This window comes from Bradyrhizobium sp. BRP23 (assembly GCF_020194135.1).
Taxonomy (GTDB): domain Bacteria; phylum Pseudomonadota; class Alphaproteobacteria; order Rhizobiales; family Xanthobacteraceae; genus Bradyrhizobium; species Bradyrhizobium yuanmingense.
Genome location: NZ_JADYVW010000010.1, coordinates 62,017 through 79,343 on the forward strand (window position 1 = coordinate 62,017; position 17,327 = coordinate 79,343).

Annotated in this window: 18 protein-coding genes; 8 read left to right on the plus strand and 10 right to left on the minus strand. The window is 64.8% G+C overall.

Annotation, left to right across the window (positions count from 1 at the left end; genetic code table 11):
• Nucleotides 1-179 precede the first annotated feature (179 nt).
• Nucleotides 180-1,352, plus strand: coding sequence for an ABC transporter substrate-binding protein (locus tag I6F24_RS25585; RefSeq protein WP_036001824.1), 1,173 nt, complete (start codon nucleotides 180-182; stop codon nucleotides 1,350-1,352).
• A gap of 172 nt (nucleotides 1,353-1,524) precedes the next feature.
• On the opposite strand, the gene I6F24_RS25590 is transcribed toward I6F24_RS25585, so the two are convergent.
• From I6F24_RS25590 to I6F24_RS25635, 10 genes are all read right to left on the minus strand, one after another.
• Complete coding sequence (locus I6F24_RS25590) at nucleotides 1,525-3,396, minus strand: sugar phosphate isomerase/epimerase and 4-hydroxyphenylpyruvate domain-containing protein (protein WP_225152049.1); 1,872 nt, start codon at nucleotides 3,394-3,396, stop codon at nucleotides 1,525-1,527.
• On the minus strand, nucleotides 3,393-4,451 hold the full coding sequence (locus tag I6F24_RS25595; RefSeq protein WP_225152051.1) for a Gfo/Idh/MocA family oxidoreductase: 1,059 nt from the start codon (nucleotides 4,449-4,451) through the stop codon (nucleotides 3,393-3,395). The genes I6F24_RS25590 and I6F24_RS25595 overlap by 4 nt, the downstream gene beginning before the upstream one ends.
• Nucleotides 4,448-5,185, minus strand: coding sequence for an ABC transporter ATP-binding protein (locus I6F24_RS25600; RefSeq protein ID WP_036020339.1), 738 nt, complete (start codon nucleotides 5,183-5,185; stop codon nucleotides 4,448-4,450). Before I6F24_RS25600 ends, I6F24_RS25595 begins: the two co-directional genes overlap by 4 nt.
• 9 nt (nucleotides 5,186-5,194) lie before the next feature.
• Nucleotides 5,195-5,938, minus strand: a complete 744-nt coding sequence (locus I6F24_RS25605; protein ID WP_036001814.1) for an ABC transporter ATP-binding protein — start codon at nucleotides 5,936-5,938, stop codon at nucleotides 5,195-5,197.
• On the minus strand, nucleotides 5,935-6,933 hold the full coding sequence (locus I6F24_RS25610; RefSeq protein ID WP_036020342.1) for a branched-chain amino acid ABC transporter permease: 999 nt from the start codon (nucleotides 6,931-6,933) through the stop codon (nucleotides 5,935-5,937). Before I6F24_RS25610 ends, I6F24_RS25605 begins: the two co-directional genes overlap by 4 nt.
• Nucleotides 6,930-7,805, minus strand: coding sequence for a branched-chain amino acid ABC transporter permease (locus I6F24_RS25615; RefSeq protein ID WP_036042799.1), 876 nt, complete (start codon nucleotides 7,803-7,805; stop codon nucleotides 6,930-6,932). Before I6F24_RS25615 ends, I6F24_RS25610 begins: the two co-directional genes overlap by 4 nt.
• Nucleotides 7,806-8,023: 218 nt before the next feature.
• Nucleotides 8,024-9,154 (minus strand): ABC transporter substrate-binding protein, encoded by a 1,131-nt coding sequence (locus I6F24_RS25620; RefSeq protein WP_036001805.1) that lies wholly within the window; start codon nucleotides 9,152-9,154, stop codon nucleotides 8,024-8,026.
• 56 nt (nucleotides 9,155-9,210) lie between these two features.
• Nucleotides 9,211-10,086 carry a shikimate dehydrogenase gene (locus I6F24_RS25625; RefSeq protein WP_225128457.1) on the minus strand — a complete coding sequence of 292 codons (876 nt, stop codon included), beginning with the start codon at nucleotides 10,084-10,086 and terminating at the stop codon, nucleotides 9,211-9,213.
• A gap of 131 nt (nucleotides 10,087-10,217) precedes the next feature.
• Nucleotides 10,218-11,156: a LysR family transcriptional regulator gene (locus I6F24_RS25630; RefSeq protein WP_036001799.1), complete on the minus strand. Its 939-nt coding sequence runs from the start codon at nucleotides 11,154-11,156 to the stop codon at nucleotides 10,218-10,220.
• A 368-nt stretch (nucleotides 11,157-11,524) separates the two neighbouring features.
• Nucleotides 11,525-11,701 carry a hypothetical protein gene (locus I6F24_RS25635; protein WP_036001797.1) on the minus strand — a complete coding sequence of 59 codons (177 nt, stop codon included), beginning with the start codon at nucleotides 11,699-11,701 and terminating at the stop codon, nucleotides 11,525-11,527.
• A gap of 165 nt (nucleotides 11,702-11,866) precedes the next feature.
• Here I6F24_RS25635 and I6F24_RS25640 point away from each other — a divergent pair, with 165 nt between their 5' ends.
• From I6F24_RS25640 to I6F24_RS25670, 7 genes are all read left to right on the plus strand, one after another.
• Nucleotides 11,867-12,595, plus strand: a complete 729-nt coding sequence (locus I6F24_RS25640) for a LuxR family transcriptional regulator (protein WP_036001794.1) — start codon at nucleotides 11,867-11,869, stop codon at nucleotides 12,593-12,595.
• Between the two features lie 83 nt (nucleotides 12,596-12,678).
• Nucleotides 12,679-13,338, plus strand: a complete 660-nt coding sequence (locus I6F24_RS25645; RefSeq protein WP_036020350.1) for an acyl-homoserine-lactone synthase — start codon at nucleotides 12,679-12,681, stop codon at nucleotides 13,336-13,338.
• A gap of 1 nt (nucleotide 13,339) precedes the next feature.
• Entirely contained in the window at nucleotides 13,340-13,558 is a 219-nt protein-coding gene (locus I6F24_RS25650; protein WP_036001783.1) for a hypothetical protein, read from the plus strand.
• 303 nt (nucleotides 13,559-13,861) lie between these two features.
• A complete protein-coding gene (locus I6F24_RS25655) occupies nucleotides 13,862-14,779 on the plus strand; it encodes a branched-chain amino acid ABC transporter permease (protein WP_036001780.1) in 918 nt (305 codons plus the stop codon).
• Nucleotides 14,776-15,720, plus strand: a complete 945-nt coding sequence (locus tag I6F24_RS25660; RefSeq protein WP_036001776.1) for a branched-chain amino acid ABC transporter permease — start codon at nucleotides 14,776-14,778, stop codon at nucleotides 15,718-15,720. Before I6F24_RS25655 ends, I6F24_RS25660 begins: the two co-directional genes overlap by 4 nt.
• Nucleotides 15,713-16,480, plus strand: coding sequence for an ABC transporter ATP-binding protein (locus I6F24_RS25665; RefSeq protein ID WP_225152053.1), 768 nt, complete (start codon nucleotides 15,713-15,715; stop codon nucleotides 16,478-16,480). Before I6F24_RS25660 ends, I6F24_RS25665 begins: the two co-directional genes overlap by 8 nt.
• Nucleotides 16,473-17,186 (plus strand): ABC transporter ATP-binding protein, encoded by a 714-nt coding sequence (locus I6F24_RS25670; RefSeq protein ID WP_036001768.1) that lies wholly within the window; start codon nucleotides 16,473-16,475, stop codon nucleotides 17,184-17,186. Before I6F24_RS25665 ends, I6F24_RS25670 begins: the two co-directional genes overlap by 8 nt.
• Nucleotides 17,187-17,327 lie beyond the last annotated feature (141 nt).

Sequence of the window (17,327 nt, forward strand, 5' to 3'; positions counted from 1 at the left end):
TGGGCCGGCCTCGGCCGAAGTGAGTAGAATTATAATTCTTGCCACCTCAGATCGGGGCGAAATATGGTGCAGGGCGGGCGCTGAGCCATTGGCGGCGCGGCATATTTTGCGTTCAATAGAGACAGGCCTGGAGCGGCGATCACCCCGCTTCCAGGACCGATAATTAAGGAGGGAGTGTTATGAGGACGGCATTCTGGCTGGCGGGCGCAGCGGCGCTGGTGCTGGCAAATCAGGCATTCGCCGGAGACACCATCAAGATCGGTTTCGTCTCGACCTTCAGCGGCCCGACCGCCGTGATCGGCAACGACATGCGCAATTCCTTCGAGCTCGCGCTCGATCATCTCGGCCGCAAGATGGCCGGCAAGCCGGTCGAGGTGCTCTACGAGGACGACGGGCAGAAGCCCGACGTCGGCAAGCAGAAGACCGAGAAGCTGGTGCAGTCGGACAAGGTCGACTTCATCGTCGGCTATATCTGGTCGAACGTGCTGCTCGCCTCGCTCAAGACCGCGGTCGATTCGAAGACCTTCCTGATCTCGGCCAATGCCGGGCCGTCGCAGCTCGCGGGCGAGCTGTGCTCGCCTTACGTGTTCTCGACCTCCTGGCAGAACGACCAGACCCCGCAGGCGGTCGGCACCTATATGAACCAGAAGGGTGTCAAGTCGGTGTTCCTGATCGGCCCGAACTATGCCGCCGGCAAGGACATGCTGGCCGGCGTCAAGAGCACCTTCAAGGGTCAGGTCGTGGGTGAGGAATATACGGTGTGGCCGAGCCAGCTCGACTTCTCCGCCGAGCTCTCCAAGGCGCGTGCCTCCGGCGCCGAGTCGATCTTCGTGTTCTACCCGGGTGCTGCTGGCGTGCAATTCCTGAACCAATATGCACAGGCCGGGCTGAAGAGCACGATGCCGCTCTACACCGCCTTCACCATCGACGAGCTCTCGCTGCCGCTCCAGAAGGAGAACGCGCTCGGGGTGCCCGGCGCGCAGCAATGGGTCAACGACCTCCCCAACGAGCAGAACAAGCGCTTCGTCGCCGACTACCGCAAGAAGTACCCCGGCCTGCGCCCGACCTTCTACGGCGCGCAGTCCTATGACGCCGCGAACCTGATCAACAGCGCCGTCGTCGCCGTGAAGGGAGACACCTCCAAGAAGGACGAGATGAAGGCCGAGATGGAGAAGGCCAACTTCAAGTCGGTGCGCGGCGCGTTCAAGTTCGGCAACAACCACATCCCGATCCAGAACTTCTATCTGCAGGACGTGGTCAAGGATTCCGAAGGCCAGCTCGCCTTGAAGACCGTCGCCACCATCGTCGAGAACGATCAGGATCGCTTCCACGAGAAGTGCAAGATGAAGTGAGCCACAAGCGACGTAGCCCCTTCTCCCCTTGTGGGAGAAGGTGGCGCGAAGCGCCGGATGAGTTGTTCTCTCCCCTTGCAAGATTGTCCGTGAGGAGAGAGGCCCCTCACCCGTCTCGCCGCTTTGCGGCGAGCCACCCTCTCCCGCAAGGGGAGAGGGGAAGCAGAATTGCCTACACCCTCGGCATGCTTGCCGGGCGCACCTCGCGCGCTTGCGCTGCGAGCCTGATGCCGGCGTTGGCCGCGCCAAAACCCTGATAGTTCCTGCGCTCGACGATCTCGAAGAAGAAGCGCTCGTCGAAGATGTGGGTGTAGACCTGGAAGAACTCGCCGTCGCCTTCGCGGTCGTAGAGGATGTGGTTGGCGCGCAGCTGCGCCATCAGTTCGGGCGAAAGATCGTATTTGGCTTCGATGTCGTCGTAGTAATTGTCGGGGATGTCCAGGAAGCCCGCGCCGCGCTGGCGCATCGCGGCGACGGTCGCAAAAATATCCTGACACGCGAAGGCGACATGCTGCACGCCCGAGCCGAAGAACTCCGAGATGAAGCGTGCCGGCAGGGTGCGGTTGGCGGAGGAGCCGTTGAGCACGAAGCGCAGGCTCTGGTCGGCGTTGATGACGGCCTGGCTCTGCACGAGGCCTCTGGGGTCGGCGATCTCCATCTGCGGCAGGCGTTTCAGATCGAGAATGCCGGTGTAGAACAACAGCCAGGTCAGCATCTCGTCATAGGGCATCGACTGCGCGATGTGGTCGACCGCGACCAGCGCATCGGCGCTTGAATCGCTTGCAACAGGCTCGAAATCGGTGTCCCAGTTCTTGCCGGCTTGGTCGAGAAAATAGAGCAGGCTGCCGCCCACGCCATGGATCGCGGGAATCTCGAGTTCACCCGGTCCGACCGGCTGGTAGAAGGTGCGCGCCTTCAGCGTCTCGGCACGCTGCATGGCGCGGTCGGCGTCGTCGACGTCGAGCGCGATGGCGCAGACGCCGGGCCCGTGGGTGACATAGTGCGAATGCGCAAAGCCGTCGGTCTCGCAATTGATGACGAGCTCGACCTTGCCCTGCGACCAGCGCTCCACCGCCTTGCTGCGGTGCTGGCCGCTCTTGCGGAAGCCGAGCTGTGAAAACAGGCGGCCAAGCTCGCCGGCCTTGCTCTCGTTCACGGCAAATTCGATGAAGCCGGTGCCGCGGCTCTTCGCCTTCGGGGCCAGCGCCTTGCCGGCGAAATTCGGCCAGTCCGGTGCGAGCTGGTCCTCCAGCAGGATCAGCGAGCGCAGGCCGTCGACCGCGGTCTGTGCGGCCGAGCCGGCGCGGAACTGGTCGTTGAAGATTTCCAGCGACAGCGGTCCGGCATAGCCGGTCGCTGCGATCGCCGCCATGAACGCGCCGACCGGCAGGTCGCCCTGGCCGGGGAAGGAGCGGAAGTGCCGGCTCAATGACAGGATGTCGAGCTCGAGCCTTGGCGCGTCGGAGAGCTGCACCAGAAAGATCTTGTCGCCGGGGATCGAGGCCATGGCGCGGGTCGGAAAGCCAGGTGCCAGCGCATGAAAGCTGTCGAGGATGACGCCAATCGCGGGATGATCGGCGCGGCGCACGATCTCCCAGGCGTCGCGATAATCGTTGACGTGGCGGCCCCAGGCCAGCGCCTCATAGCCGACGCGCAAACGACGTTTCGCGGCGCGATCGCCAAGCTCGCGAAAATCGTCAGCCGCGCGGTCGATGCCGCCGAGCGCGGCGGGTGAGACGTTGGAGCAGATCAGCAACAGATCGGTGCCGAGCTCCTGCATCAGATCGAACTTCCGCTCCGCGCGGGCGAAGTTGCGCGCGCGCTGCGGCTCCGGCATGCCTTCGAAATCGCGGAACGGCTGGAACGCACAGATCTCGAGATTGAGGTCCGTGCACATCTTCGCGATATCGCGTGGGCCGGCGCCGAACGACAGCAGGTCGTTCTCGAAGATTTCGACCGCATCGAAGCCCGCGGCGGCGATGGCGCGGAGCTTTTCGTCGAGGCTGCCTGAGAGGGAGACGGTGGCGATCGAGCGCTTGTTCATGCGGCCTGCTCCATGATCTGCCCCGGCGAGATCGTTTGCCCGGTACGCGCGGCCGCGCTGACGGCTTCGACGACGGCGAGCGTCCCCATCGCGTCCTCGACCGAGATCAGCGGCTGTTCACGGCCGGCGATCATTGCGCAGAAATGCCGGAGCTGCTCGACCAGCGGATCGAACGCGGGCGGCGCGATGGTCGCGCGCGACAGCGGAGCGTACCAGCCGGGCTGCTCAGTGTATGACCACAGCTCCATGTTCGGCACGGAGAGCGAACCCGCAGTCCCTGCGAAGATGTAGCAGGGCTGATCCTGCCTGGGATAGGCCGGGTTCTCGCCCGAGGAGAGCTCCCAGCTCCACGGCGCCGGCGTCGCATCCGACACGGTCACCGTGCCCAGCGCGCCGCTCGCAAAGCGCAGCAGCAGCGCGGCGGTGTCTTCGACCGGAAAGTCGCGCACCTTGTTCGAGGTCAGCGCCTGCACCTCGACGATCTCGCCGCAGATGAAGCGGAGATTGTCGATGTCGTGGATGAGATTGATCAGCAGTGGCCCGCCGCCTGCCTCACGCCGCCAGGCGACCTCGAAATAATCGTCGGGCTTCTTGAGGAGCCACAGCCCGACCACGGCCGTGAGCTGGCCGAGCTTTCCGTTCGTCACGGCCTCGCGGGCCGACTTGATGACGGGATTGTGCCGCCGATGATGGCCGACCAGCATCGGCACGCCGGTGCGTCTCACCGCCGCGCACAGGCGTTGCGCGGTGGCAACCGTCTCGGTCACCGGCTTTTCGACCAAAGCCGGCACGCCGGCTTCGGCGCAGTCGAGCGCCATCGGCAAGTGCAGCGTGTTGGGCGAGGCAATGATGAGGCCGTCGGGCTTCTCTTCTGCCAGCAGCGCGCGATGGTCCGCATAGCAGGGCACGCCATGCGCCAGCGCATATTCCTTCGCGGCGGGCGAGGGGTCCGCGATGCCGGCGAGCACGCAATCCCGGGAGGACTCGATCAACCCGATATGGCGACGGCCGATCAGGCCGGCGCCGGCCACGGCGATCCGCATTCTCGCGCTCATGCTGCACTCTCCTCCATGGCGCCGCCGAGGAAGAGCTGCCCGATGCGCGGATCGTTCAGAATGCGCCTGGCGTCATCGACCATGCGGGTCTGGCCAAGCTCGAGCACGATGCCGATGTCGGAGATCTCCAGCGCCGAGCGCGCGTTCTGCTCGATCATCAGGATGGTGACGCCGCGATCGCGCAAGCTCTTGAGGATGTCGAAGGTCTGCTGCACCATCAGCGGCGACAGACCGATCGAGGGCTCGTCGACCAGCACCAGCTTCGGCTCGAGCAGCAGCGAGCGGGCGATCTCGAGCTGCTTCTGCTCGCCGCCTGACAGCGTCGAGGCCTGCTGCGCGGACTTGCGCCGCAATGCCGGAAACAGGTCGAGCGCCGCCTCGATCCGCTTGGGCAGGTCGAGGCCCTTGTCGGCGGCGACGCCGCCGAGCTCGATATTGTGGCGCACCGACAGCTCGGGAAAGATGTTGCGGCCCTGCGGCACGTAGCAGATGCCGGCGTTGAGCAGCGCGCGCTGGCTCAAATTGGTTACGTCGCGGCCGGCGAAGCTGATCTTGCCTTCGCGCAGCTTGAGCAGGCCGAAGATGGCCTTGAATACCGTCGATTTGCCGGCGCCGTTCGGGCCGATGATCGTCGTGATCGTGGCTGACGGCACGGCAAACGTCGTGCCGTTCAAGATCGTCATCTTGCCGTAGCCGCCGACGAGATTGTGGACCGAGAGAATGGGATCGCTCATTGCGCGCTCCTAATGTCCGAGATAGGCTTCGATCACGGCGGGGTTCTTGCGGACCTCGTCGGGCCGGCCCATCGCCAGCACCTTGCCTTCCGCCATCACCATCACGCGCGAGCACAGCGACATCACGAACTCCATGTTGTGCTCGATCACGACGAAGGTGGCGTTCTTCTCGCGGTTGATCGCGACCAGGCGCTCCTTGAGGTCCGCCAGCATCGACGGGTTGACGCCGCCGGCTGGCTCGTCGAGCAGCACCAGGCGCGAGCCGCCCATGAAGGCCATGGCGGCATCGAGCAGTTTTTGCTGACCATAAGAGAGACCCCCAGCCGGCTCGTCGGCGAGATGGTCGAGCTTGAAGAAGCCGATCATCTGGTTCGCGGCCTCCGTCAGCCCGGCATCGGAGCGGCCGACCAGGCGCGAGGCCATGTTGCCCTGGTGCTCCTGTCCGGCGAGGATCAGGTTCTCGCGCACCGAGAGCTTTGGGAACACCTGCAACAGCTGGAAGGTGCGGCTGACCCCGAGCTTGTTGAGCTCGGAGGGACGCAGGCCCGTGACGACCTGTCCGTCGAGCTTGACTTCGCCGCCGGTCGGCGTGAGCTGGCCGAGGATGCAGTTGAACAGCGTGGACTTGCCGCAGCCGTTCGGCCCGATCAGGCCGAGGATCTCGCCCTCGCGCACGTCGAACGAGACCCCGTTGACGGCGTGGATGCCGCCAAAGCTCTTCTTGATGTCGGTGACTTCGAGGACCGCGCTCATTGCGCCGTCTCCAGGCGCGACTTTGCGACGGCGCGCAGCGCGGACGCCGCCTTGGTGCGGCGCTCGGCGAGATATCGGTCGAGGATTCCGAGAATGCCGGTCGGCGACCAGATCAGCAGCAGCATCACGGCGACGGCGTAGAGCATCAGGTAGTAGCCTTCCGTGAAGCGCAGCCATTCCGGCAGCAGCACCGCGATCATCGCTCCCAGGAACGGACCGAAATAGAAGCCGGCGCCGCCGACGATCACCATCAGCAGGAGGTCGAGCGAGAGCGACAGGTTGAACGGCACGGGATCGATATATTGCGTCAGCGGCGCATAGAGCGCTCCGGCGACGCCGCCGAGTGCCGAGCCGATCGCGAAGGCCATCAGCGTGTAGCGGCGGGTATCGACGCCGAGGGATTGCGCGCGCAACGGATTCTCGCGCAGCGCCATGAAGGCACGGCCCCAGGGCGAACGGATCAGCCACCACACCGCAAGCGAGACGATCGCGAGCGAGCCGAGGCAGACATAGTAGAACGGCAGCGGCTTGTTGGTCGCGATGCCGAAGATGTGCGGACGTGGGATGTTGGAGATGCCGTAGATGCCGCCGGTCAGCCAGCTCTCGTTGCGGAACACCAGGAAGGCCAGCGTGGAGAAGGCCAGCGTGACGAAGGCGAGGTAATGGTGCTGCACGCGCAGTGCGGGATAGCCGAGCACCCAGCCGATCGCAAAGCTCAAGACGATCGCCACCAGGATCGCCGCCGGCAGCGGCCAGCCATGTGTGGTCATGATCGCGGCGGCATAGGCGCCGATGCCGACGAAGGCGCCTTGGGCCAGCGAGACCTGGCCGGCATAGCCGAGCGTGAGATTGAGCCCCATGGCCGCGATGCTCATCACCGCCCATTGGCTCAGGATGAACAGGCCGTAGCGGTTGAAGTTCATGGGGACGATGATCAGCGCGGCGATGATGGCAAGGCCGAGCGCGATCTTCAGGGGTTTGGCGATGCCGCTCATACGGTGCGCTCCTCGGCACGGCCGAGCAAGCCCTGCGGCCGGAACAGGATGACGGCGATCAGGAACATCATCGGCACGGCGGCGCGATACTGCGTCGAGACATAGGCCGCCGCGAGATTGTCGAGCACGCCGATCAACAGGCCGCCGGCGATCGCGCCGCGCACCTGGTTGAAGCCGCCGACGATCGCGGCGATGAAGGCGGCCTGGCCCAGCACCTCGCCGGACGAAAATTTTGCGAGGTAGATCGGCGTGATCAGCAGCGAGGCCAGCGCGACCAGAAAGGCGTTGATCAGAAAGGTCAGCAGGATCATGCGCTCGACCGGGACGCCGATGATGCGGGCCACCGTCGGGTTCTGCGCCGCCGCCTGCATCTGGTGGCCGAGCGAGGTACGGCTCAGCAGCGTGGTCAGACCGAGAACGGCGAGGATGGCAACAGTGAGCACGCCGATGCTCTGCAGCGACACCGCATGGCCGAGGATGGAGATGTCGCCGGTCGGCACGATCGAGGGGAAGGGCGAAGCCTCCGCGCTGTAGAACTGCTTGACCGATTCCTTGATGCCGATCGCGAGCGCCATGGTCGCGATCGCCAGCGGTAGCACACCGTGACGCATCATCGGGTCCACCAGCAGCATCTTGAAGGCGAGCCCGAGCAGGATCAGCGAGAGCAGGATGCCGAGGATGATCGCGAGCCAGAACGGCGCGCCCACATGCATCGCGGCCAGCATCAGGAACGCCGGCAGCATCACGAACTCGCCTTGCGCGAAATTGATAGTCTGCGAGGTCTGCCACAGCAACGTGAAGCCGACCGCGACCAGCGCGTAGATGGCGCCGGTGGCGAGCCCCGCGACCAGTAGATCGAATAGGTTGGACATGTTCCCCTCTTTCCTCTCCCTCTCCCCGCTCTCTTTCTTCTCCCTCTCCCCGTACTTACGGGGAGAGGGTTGGGGTGAGGGGCTGTCTCCGCGTACTCGATTGTCACCGTCGTCGCGGAAGCAGCCCCTCACCCCGCCCTCTCCCCGCAAAGGGGCGGGGAGAGGGAGACGAAAGATCTCTCCCCGCGTAGAGCGGGGCGAGGGAGAAGGGCCACGCTTCACTTCACCTTGGGCAGCACCTGCTTCACCACCTGCTTGCCTTCGACCACCTCGACCAGGAAGCTCTGGCGGTCGATGTCGCCGGTGTCGCTGAAGGTGACGTCCATCAAAATGCCCGGCTCGTCCGCGGCCTTGATGGTGAGGCCGTGCAGCGTGTCGGCGAACTTCTTCGGGTCGACCTTGCCCATCTTTTCCGTGGTGGCCTTCACCATGTAGACGGCGAGGTAGCCCTTCAGGCCGTTATGATCGGGGACGTAATTGTACTTCTTGGAGAACTTCTCGCGGAACGCCTTGACCAGATCGACCGGCGCGTCGGTGGTGAGGCCGACATGGCCGCGCGCGCCGTTGGCGGCATCGCCGGCGAGCTCGATCACCTTCTGGCCGATCAGCGTGGTCTCGCCCATCAGCGGCGCGGTGACGCCCTGGCGCTTCAGCTCTTTCAGGATGCGCGCGCTCTCTTCCTCGTTCAGGTAGACGAACACGGCGTCGGGATTGGCGGCCTTGATCTTGCCGACGTCGGCGGCGAAGTCGGCCTGGCCCGCCTCGGTGGAGAGATCGGCGACGACCTTGGAGCCGAGCCGGTCGAGCTCCTTGACCACGACGTCGCGGCCACCGCGGCCGAAATCGTTGTTGACCCAGACCACCGCGACCGTCTTCGCCTTCATCTCGTCGTGGATGTACTTTGCGACCTTCGGCATTGAGGATTGCTGGCCGAAGGAGGTGCGGAACAGGAACTTGTTACCGGTCTGCGTCAGCTCGGCGGCCTCGCCGCCCATGATCTGCGCGATGCCGGCTTCGGCCGCGAGCGGCGCGGTCACCTTCACCGAGCCGGAATAGCCGGGCCCGAGCAGCACATAGGGCTCGGCGTCGAGCGCCTTCTGCACCTGGGCGCGCGCCACCCCGGGGTTGGACTGCGAGTCGGCGTGGCTCACCTCGAGCTTGCGGCCGAGCACGCCGCCCTTGGCGTTGATCTCCTCGATCGCGAGGTCGATGCCGTTCTTCCAGTTCGTGCCGACGGTGGCACCGCCGCCCGAGAGCTCCGCGACGTTGGCGAGCTTGATTGCCTGGGCAAAGGCGCCCGTTGCGGTCATGACGGTGAGCAATGCGCCCACCACTAGCGTTGATTTCATCGTTCTCTCCTCCCGTTTCAAATCTTGCAAGCGGCCTTGTATCCGGCCGCTTCGCCTCAAGCTGCCTGATAGGCGGCGCTGCGCGCTGCCATCACGGCGTCGAAAGCCTCTCCCATGATCTCGGTGGATGGGGCAAGGCCTGTGAACAGTTCGAAGGCGTCGGCGGCCTGGTAGATCGCGAGGTCGCGGCCGGTCATGATCTTCGCGCCTTTCTCTCGCGCTGCGGCCAGCAGCGGCGTGATCAGCGGCGAATAGACGGCGTCGGCGACCCATAGGTCCGCCCTGAGCAGTCCCGCCGGCACCGGCGTGTCACGGTTCGGCAGCATGCCGACCGGCGTGCCGTTGACGAGACCGGTCGCACCCTCGAGCGCATCCTCGACGCTGGCGGCAACGCGGGCGCCGCGCGGGGCGAGCATGGCGGCCAGTTTCTCGGCGCGCGCCGGCTCGCTGTCGAAAATGCGGATGTCGGCCACGTTCAGGCTCGCCAGCGCAAACGCGATGGCCTTGCCGACGCCGCCGGCGCCGATCAGGGCGATGGCGTTGCCGGAGGGCGCCAGCAACGGCGTCACCGCCCGCGAAAAACCCGTGGTGTCGGTGTTGTGGCCGGTCAGCCGGCCATCCCTGACGACGACGGTGTTGACCGCGCCCATGCTGGCTGCGCCCGGCGCCAGCGCGTCGAGCAGCGGCACCACCGCTTCCTTGTAGGGGTAGGTGACATTGACGCCGGCAAAGCCGAGCCGCCGGACGCCCTCGAGCATCAAGCGCAGCCCGGCCGCATCGGCGCCGGCGACCTCGATAAGCTGGTAATGGCCGCGCAGGCCGAGCGCTTCGGCGGCGCGCTCATGCATGGCGGGCGAGGCGGAATGCGCGATCGGGGCGCCGATCAGGCCCGTGAGGAGCTTCTTGCTGGCGGCGTATCCGCGTTTCGACATGGTTCGCTATCGTCTCAAGGGAGCGTCCGGCCCCGGCCATTAGCGGGGAAATCCGTGCAATTCCAGCTGCGACGATAGCCTTTCCCCCGCCTAACACAATTACCCTTTTATCTGGCAAACCTAACATCATGTTATTTCCTGCGCCCGCGGGCAGGGGCGGTCTTGCCACTGCCGCGGGAGGGCTCGACCGCGCGCATCTCGGCGCGCAGGGCCTCGATGAAATACTCGGCATGCAGCGACAGCGGCGTGCCGCGCTTGACTGCGATGTAGGTGTCAAACCGCGTCGGCTCGGCGATCTTCAGAAGCTCGATCCCGGGATAGCCGCCATGGGCGACGGTGAACTGGTCGATGATGGCGATGCCGAGTCCCGCCTTCACTAGCGCGCAGACGGTGGTGCCGAAGCGCGCGCGGATCGTGATGTTGTAGTCGAGCCGGTGGCGCGCGAAGATCCCGGCCATGATCCGGCCGTAGGGGTCGTTGGGATCGATGCCGATCAGCGGATAGCGCGTGATCTCGGCGGCGGAGACCTGCTTGCGGCCGGAGAGCTCGTGGCCGGGCGGCACGATGCAATAGAGCTCGCCCGAAGCGAGCGGCATGAAGTCGAGCCCGGAATGCTCGAGCCGATAGCTCATCGCCACGCATTCGCCGCGGCCGAGCATCAGGTAGTCGATGGCTTCCTCGAGCTTGAGGATGTTGATGTCGATGCCGAGATCGGGATAGCGGCGGCGGACGCGCTCGATCGCACGCGGCACCATCACCTGCGAGATGCTCGGCACCGAGCCGATGCGCAGCTCCGACAGGCCGCCGCGGCCGATCTTGGAGATGATCTCGGAGAGGTCGTCGACCTTCTTGTAGACGCCGTTGATCTGCTCGAAGATGTTCTCCGCTTCCGGCGTCGGGAAGTAGCGCCCGTTCTGGCGCTGGAAGAAGCGGATGCCGAGCGAGCGCTCGGTGTATTTGACGAGGCGGCTGATCCCCGGCGCCGAGACGTTGAGCAGCTTCGCCGCACCGCCGATGGTGCCCGTCACCATCACGGCACGGATCACTTCGACCTGGCGCAGCGTCATCATGGCCTTGAACCGTCCCTGGCATCGACAAGAGATCGCGGCGATCATCTCACGAGAGATGCGCTGTCATCCAGCGGCAAGTGTGCGCCGATGTGGCCGGAGGCTGGCGCTTTCCCTCTCCGCTTGTGGGAGAGGGTGGATCGCCGCAGAGCGGCGAGACGGGTGAGGGGTCTCTCTCCGCGACTTCAAATGGGAGTTGGATTCGCGGAGAGAGACCCCTCATCCGGCGCTTCGCGCCACCTTCTCCCACAAGGGGAGAAGGGAAGCCAAAATTCGCAGTCAGAGTGTTTCGACTAAAACCCGCGCGGTCAGATGGAGAGGCGTCCTCGTGACGCGATCTGTTGCTCCGGCGTCGTCTTTGCAGCGGCGTTCTAGCTCGCCGGCCCTTCCGGCGACACGCTCTCGGCCAGCTCCGCGCGCTCGCTCTGCAGCACCTCGCGCGCAAACTCGATGATCTTCTGCTTGTTCGCCGTTTCGCGGACGGCAAAAAACACGCGGTTCAATTCCAGGCCGAGCACGCTGTTGAGGGCGATGTCCTCGTCTTCCATCGTTGGCTTCCCGCTTCGGATGTTCTCAGGTGTATCGTGGCGTCAATTCTGCCACAAGTAGTTAAATCCTCAGAGCGCATGAGCACCGGGAAACTACGGCCACAGCGAATTGAGGCGGTCTGTGAATACGTGCTATACGGAAGCGCGAGGGTCAGGAAACGTACGATGTCCGCCGTAGACTATGGCCGGGAGGCGCTCGACTTCATCGAAGGCCTGCAGACCTACCGCAAGGTACCAGAGGCCATGAACGCGCTCGAAGCGGCGTTCGGTCGCTTCGGCTTCGAAACCATCATCGTGACGGGGTTGCCCAATCCCGATCAGCAGTTTGCGCAGATGGTGCTCGCCAAACGCTGGCCTGCGGGATGGTTCAGCCTCTACACCGAGAAAAACTACGATCGTTTCGATCCCGTGGTGCGGTTGTGCCGGCAGTCGGTCAATCCGTTCGAGTGGTCGGAAGCGCCCTATGATGCGGAACTCGAGCCGAATGCGGCCGAGGTGATGAACCGTGCCAGCGAGTTCCGCATGTCGCGCGGCTTCATCGTGCCGATCCACGGCCTCACCGGCTACGAGGCGGCGGTCTCGCTCGGCGGTGTCCATCTCGACCTCAATGCCCGCAGCAAGCCGGCGCTGCATCTGATGGCGATGTATGGCTTCGACCACATTCGCCGTCTGCTCGAGCCGATGCCGCATCCGTCGACGCGCCTCACGCCGCGCGAACGCGAGGTGATCGCCTGGGCTTCGCAGGGGAAGTCGGCCTGGGAAATCGGCGAGATCCTGCACATCACCCAGCGCACCGCCGAAGAGCATCTTGCAACTGCTGCGCGCAAGCTCGGCGCGGTCAACCGTACGCATGCGGTCGCGCTGGCGATTCGGAACAAGATCATCAATCCTTAAGCCGCCTTACTGGGAAATTTCCCAATACCGAAGCTGCGTCTTTTCGCAGAATCTCCCCCCATTGAGGATGAATGGGGGTTTTCATGATTCACGCAGTTTCCGCGGTAAATCGTCACCTTTATGAAGACGTAATCGAGCAGCATTTCCGGCTGCGTCACGACATCTTCGTCGAGGAGCGGCGCTGGGAGACGCTGCGCAGGCCGGATGGCCGTGAGATCGATTCCTACGACGACGAGGACACCGTCTACCTGCTGGCGCTGGAAGGCCGCCGCGTCGTGGGCGGTCATCGGCTCTATCCGACCACCAAGCCCTCGATGATGAGTGAGGTGTTTCCGCATCTGGCGGCGGTTCGCGGCTGGCCCGCCGATCCGCTAGTGTGGGAATGGTCGCGCTACTTCGTCGTGCGCGATCGCCGCGACGGCGCGCTCAACCTGCAACTGATGGCTGCGGTGCAGGAGTTCTGCCTCGACCAGGGAATCGCGCAGGTCAGCGCGATCATGGAGACCTGGTGGCTGCCGCGCTTCCACGAAGCCGGCTTCGTCGTGACGCCGCTCGGCCTACCGGCTCTGGTCGAGAACGCATGGACCATGGCGGCGACCATCGACATTCGTCGGGAGACGCTCGATGCCCTGCATCATCGGATCGGCACGGCTTCGGTCGTGCAGCAGGACGGCCCTCGTCTCGATGCCATCGCCCGTGCCAACCTCTGCGGTCATGTTGCCGCGCAACGAAAGAGCGCCTGAGATGTCGAACGTGATGCGGGACAGCCAGATCATGGCGCAAATGAAAGACGAGGATCTCGGCTACATGTCCGACATGGCGCTCGAACTGGCGCAAATGGCGGAGGACACCGGATTGACGACGCTCGCTTATCTGTTTCGGATGGCGGCCCTGGAGGCGTCGACGGCCAACAGCGTTCTCGCCGAGCCGGACGAGCTCCCCCGGCAGATGACGTCGCACTAGACGCAGCCCTGCTCGATTTTACGACGATCGTACCCTCTCACCGCCAGCCGGTGAGAGGGTGATGCCGTTTCGCTGCGGCAGGTTGCCTCATGCCGCGCGGCAGCCTTTTTGCATTGCGGGGCGCGTCCCGGCCGCACGTGCCGAGATGCAACAAAGTGCATGTTTGATGTCGAATCGCTCTTGCCTCGGAACGATACTGCCATTACCCATTTTTCGGCCTTGAAGAGGCAGGGGGAGCTCTTTCACTGATGGCGACAGTGTTCGAACATCGGCGCGCGTCTGTATGCGCCTGAAAGAGTCCTGATGCTGCTCGTCGTCGAACAATTCTTGAATGGGTTGCAGTTCGGTCTGCTGCTGTTCCTGCTCGCCGCGGGCCTGACGCTGGTGTTCGGGATCATGGATCTCGTCAACCTCGCGCACGGCTCGCTCTATATGATGGGCGCCTATTTCGCCGCCACCTTCGCGGCCTGGACCGGCAGCTTCCTGCTCGGCGCGCTGATGGCGTTGGGCGCGACGCTCGTGCTCGGCATCGTGCTGGAGGTGAGCGCGCTGCGGCATCTCTATGGCCGCGACCATCTCGACCACGTGCTCGCGACCTTCGGCCTGATCCTGTTCTTCAACGAAGCCGTGCGGCTGATCTGGGGCCCCGCGGGCCTGGCGTTGCCGCTGCCGGCCTGGCTCACCGTGCCGGTGCCGATCCTGCCCGGCATTCACTATCCCGCCTATCGCCTCGCCATCATTGGGGTAGCGCTGCTGGTCGCGCTGCTGCTCTATCTCGGCGTGATGCGCACCCGCATCGGCATGCTGATCCGGGCCGGCGCATCCAACCGCGAGATGATCGGCGCGCTCGGCATCAACATCAAGCTGCTCTACACGCTGGTGTTCGGCCTGGGCGCCGCACTCGCGGGCCTTGCCGGGCTGATGCAGGCGCCGATCCTGACCGTGCAGATCGGCATGGGCGAGAACATCCTGATCCTCGCTTTCGTCATCATCGTGATCGGCGGCATCGGTTCGATCCGCGGCGCTTTCCTCGCCGCGATCTTCGTCGGCATGATCGACACGCTCGGCCGCGCCTTCCTTCCGAACCTGCTCCGCCAGGTGCTGAGCGGCGCCGCCGCATCCACCGCCGCGCCCGCGCTGTCCTCCATGCTGATCTATCTGCTGATGGCGATCGTGCTGGTGGTGCGGCCGGAGGGGCTGTTTCCGGCCAATCGTCGATGAAGGGTTTGAGCGTGAGCAAGGCCGTCACGGCCCTGATGCTGGCGGGCCTCGTGCTGCTGCCGCTCTATTCGCAGCTGACCGGCAACGTCTTCATCCTGACGCTGTTCACCCGCATCATCATCCTGGCGCTGGCGGCTGCGAGCCTCAACCTCATCATGGGATTTGCGGGCCTGATGAGCTTTGGCCATGCCGCGTATCTCGGCATCGGCGGCTATGCCGTCGGCATGCTCGCGCAGGAAGGCGTTGGGTCCGGCTTCATCCAGTTTCCGGTCGCGATTGCGGCGTCGGCGATCTATGCGCTGGTGATCGGCGCGCTGTCGCTGCGCACCCGTGGCGTCTACTTCATCATGATCACGCTGGCCTTCGCCCAGATGGCCTACTATGTCGCCTCGGGCCTGGCCCGTTACGGCGGCGACGACGGCCTGACCATCTACACGCGCAGCGACTTCTCGGGTCTGATCGATCTCGGCAACCGCACGCAGTTCTATTATCTCTGCCTCGCCTGCCTTTTCGGCGTCATGCTCCTGATATGGCGCATCGTCAACTCGCGCTTCGGTCTTGTCGTGCAGGGCCTGCGTTCCAACGAGCAGCGCATGCAGGCCATCGGCTTCCCGGCCAAGCGCTACCAACTGGTCTGCTTCGTCATATCAGGCACGATGTGCGGCCTTGCCGGCGCGCTGCTCGCCAACAACACCGATTTCGTAAGCCCGGCCGTGATGTACTGGACCCGTTCCGGCGACCTCATGGTGATGGTGATCCTGGGCGGCATGGGCACGCTGTTCGGCCCGGTCATGGGTGCGGTGGTGTTCCTGCTGCTGGAAGAACTGCTGTCGCAGATCACCGAATATTGGGCGCTGATCCTGGGCCCGCTGCTGCTGCTCATCGTCCTGTTCGGCCGCGGCGGCATCATGGGCGCACTCGGGAGGGCTGGCCGTGGCTGAACCCTTGCTCCGCGTCGAAAAGCTGGTGCGCCGCTTCGGCGGCATCGTCGCCACCGACAACGTCTCGCTCGACGTCGCATCCGGCGAGCTGCACGCCATCATCGGCCCGAACGGCGCCGGCAAGACCACGCTGATTAGCCAGCTCACCGGGCATCTCGAACCGCATTCCGGCAGCGTCTCGCTGGCGGGGCGCGACATTACCTATCTGCCGGCCTATCGCCGCTGCGCGTTGGGCCTGGCGCGTTCGTTCCAGATCACCTCGCTGCTGCTCGACTTCACCGCCGCGGACAATGTCGCGCTGGCGGCGCAGGCGCATGCCGGCACCTCGTTCCGATTCTTCGCCAATGCGCGGAAAGAGAAGGGTCTGCGCGATGCCGCCCAGGCGGCGCTCGATCGCGTCGGCCTCGGCCATCGCGCCGATATCGTGGTCTCCAGGCTCAGCCACGGCGAACGCCGCGAGCTGGAGCTCGCAGTCGCGCTCGCAAGTAAGCCGAAGCTGTTGCTACTCGACGAGCCGATGGCCGGCCTCGGCGTGACCGAATCCCAGCGCATGGTGAAGCTGCTCCAGGAGCTGCGGAAAGAGGTCTCGATCGTGCTGGTCGAGCACGACATGCCGGCGGTGTTCGCGCTGGCCGACCGCATCACGGTGCTGGTCTATGGCCGCGTCATCGCCTCCGGCGACCCGGCCGCGATCCGGGCCGATGAGGACGTCAAGCGCGCCTATCTCGGCGATCAGCATGTGGTGACGCATCATGGCTGACACGCTGCTCGAGGTCGACGGCATCGAGACCTGCTACGGCCTGTCCCAGGTGCTGTTCGGCCTGTCGCTGTCGATCAAGCCGGGCGAGATGGTCTCGCTGATGGGCCGCAACGGCATGGGCAAGACCACCACCATCCGCTCCATCATGGGCCTGACGCCGGCGCGCGCGGGCACCATTCGCTTCGCGGGCGCGGAGGTGCGGCAGCTTCCGTCCTACCGGATTGCGAAACTCGGTGTTGGTCTCGTGCCCGAGGGCCGGCAGATCTTTCCGAACCTCACCGTGCGCGAAAACCTGGTCGCGGCCGCGGCGGATCGCTTCAACAGCGATAATCCCTGGACGCTCGCCGCGATCTACGTGATGTTTCCGCGCCTCGCCGAACGCGCGTCCAACATGGGCAACCAGCTTTCCGGCGGCGAGCAGCAGATGCTCGCGATCGGCCGCGCGCTGATGACGAATCCAAAGCTCCTGATCCTGGACGAGGCGACCGAAGGCCTCGCGCCGCTGATCCGGCAGGAGATCTGGAATTGCCTGTCGCTACTCAAGAGCCGCGGACAGTCGATCCTGGTCGTCGACAAGAACGTCGACCATCTCGCCCGCATCTGCGATCGCCACTACATCATCGAGCGCGGCAAGACGGTGTGGAGCGGCACCTCCGACGAGCTGATGGCCGCGCCGGACCTGCAGCACAAATATCTGGGAATCTAAACGCGTTCGTCCCCTTCGCCGCGGCAATGCGAGCTACTCTTCGAGCAAATCCAAATTCGAAATCCTCCAAACAGCGCGCTGAGCTCTTGAGCGTGCCGCCGTCAGCCGTCAAAGAAGACGCGGCGTTGTGGATTCGATGCG

Bases quoted from the DNA above. Each gene is read 5' to 3' on its own strand.
- I6F24_RS25645 (WP_036020350.1), top strand. From the start codon at position 12,679: ATGATTCACGCAGTTTCCGCGGTAAATCGTCACCTTTATGAAGACGTA.
- I6F24_RS25610 (WP_036020342.1), bottom strand. From the start codon at position 6,933: ATGAGCGGCATCGCCAAACCCCTGAAGATCGCGCTCGGCCTTGCCATC.
- I6F24_RS25625 (WP_225128457.1), bottom strand. From the start codon at position 10,086: ATGTCGAAACGCGGATACGCCGCCAGCAAGAAGCTCCTCACGGGCCTG.
- I6F24_RS25640 (WP_036001794.1), top strand. From the start codon at position 11,867: ATGTCCGCCGTAGACTATGGCCGGGAGGCGCTCGACTTCATCGAAGGC.
- I6F24_RS25670 (WP_036001768.1), top strand. From the start codon at position 16,473: ATGGCTGACACGCTGCTCGAGGTCGACGGCATCGAGACCTGCTACGGC.
- I6F24_RS25660 (WP_036001776.1), top strand. From the start codon at position 14,776: ATGAAGGGTTTGAGCGTGAGCAAGGCCGTCACGGCCCTGATGCTGGCG.
- I6F24_RS25600 (WP_036020339.1), bottom strand. From the start codon at position 5,185: ATGAGCGATCCCATTCTCTCGGTCCACAATCTCGTCGGCGGCTACGGC.
- I6F24_RS25615 (WP_036042799.1), bottom strand. From the start codon at position 7,805: ATGTCCAACCTATTCGATCTACTGGTCGCGGGGCTCGCCACCGGCGCC.
- I6F24_RS25655 (WP_036001780.1), top strand. From the start codon at position 13,862: ATGCTGCTCGTCGTCGAACAATTCTTGAATGGGTTGCAGTTCGGTCTG.
- I6F24_RS25605 (WP_036001814.1), bottom strand. From the start codon at position 5,938: ATGAGCGCGGTCCTCGAAGTCACCGACATCAAGAAGAGCTTTGGCGGC.
- I6F24_RS25635 (WP_036001797.1), bottom strand. From the start codon at position 11,701: ATGGAAGACGAGGACATCGCCCTCAACAGCGTGCTCGGCCTGGAATTG.
- I6F24_RS25595 (WP_225152051.1), bottom strand. From the start codon at position 4,451: ATGAGCGCGAGAATGCGGATCGCCGTGGCCGGCGCCGGCCTGATCGGC.
- I6F24_RS25630 (WP_036001799.1), bottom strand. From the start codon at position 11,156: ATGATGACGCTGCGCCAGGTCGAAGTGATCCGTGCCGTGATGGTGACG.
- I6F24_RS25585 (WP_036001824.1), top strand. From the start codon at position 180: ATGAGGACGGCATTCTGGCTGGCGGGCGCAGCGGCGCTGGTGCTGGCA.
- I6F24_RS25650 (WP_036001783.1), top strand. From the start codon at position 13,340: ATGTCGAACGTGATGCGGGACAGCCAGATCATGGCGCAAATGAAAGAC.
- I6F24_RS25620 (WP_036001805.1), bottom strand. From the start codon at position 9,154: ATGAAATCAACGCTAGTGGTGGGCGCATTGCTCACCGTCATGACCGCA.
- I6F24_RS25590 (WP_225152049.1), bottom strand. From the start codon at position 3,396: ATGAACAAGCGCTCGATCGCCACCGTCTCCCTCTCAGGCAGCCTCGAC.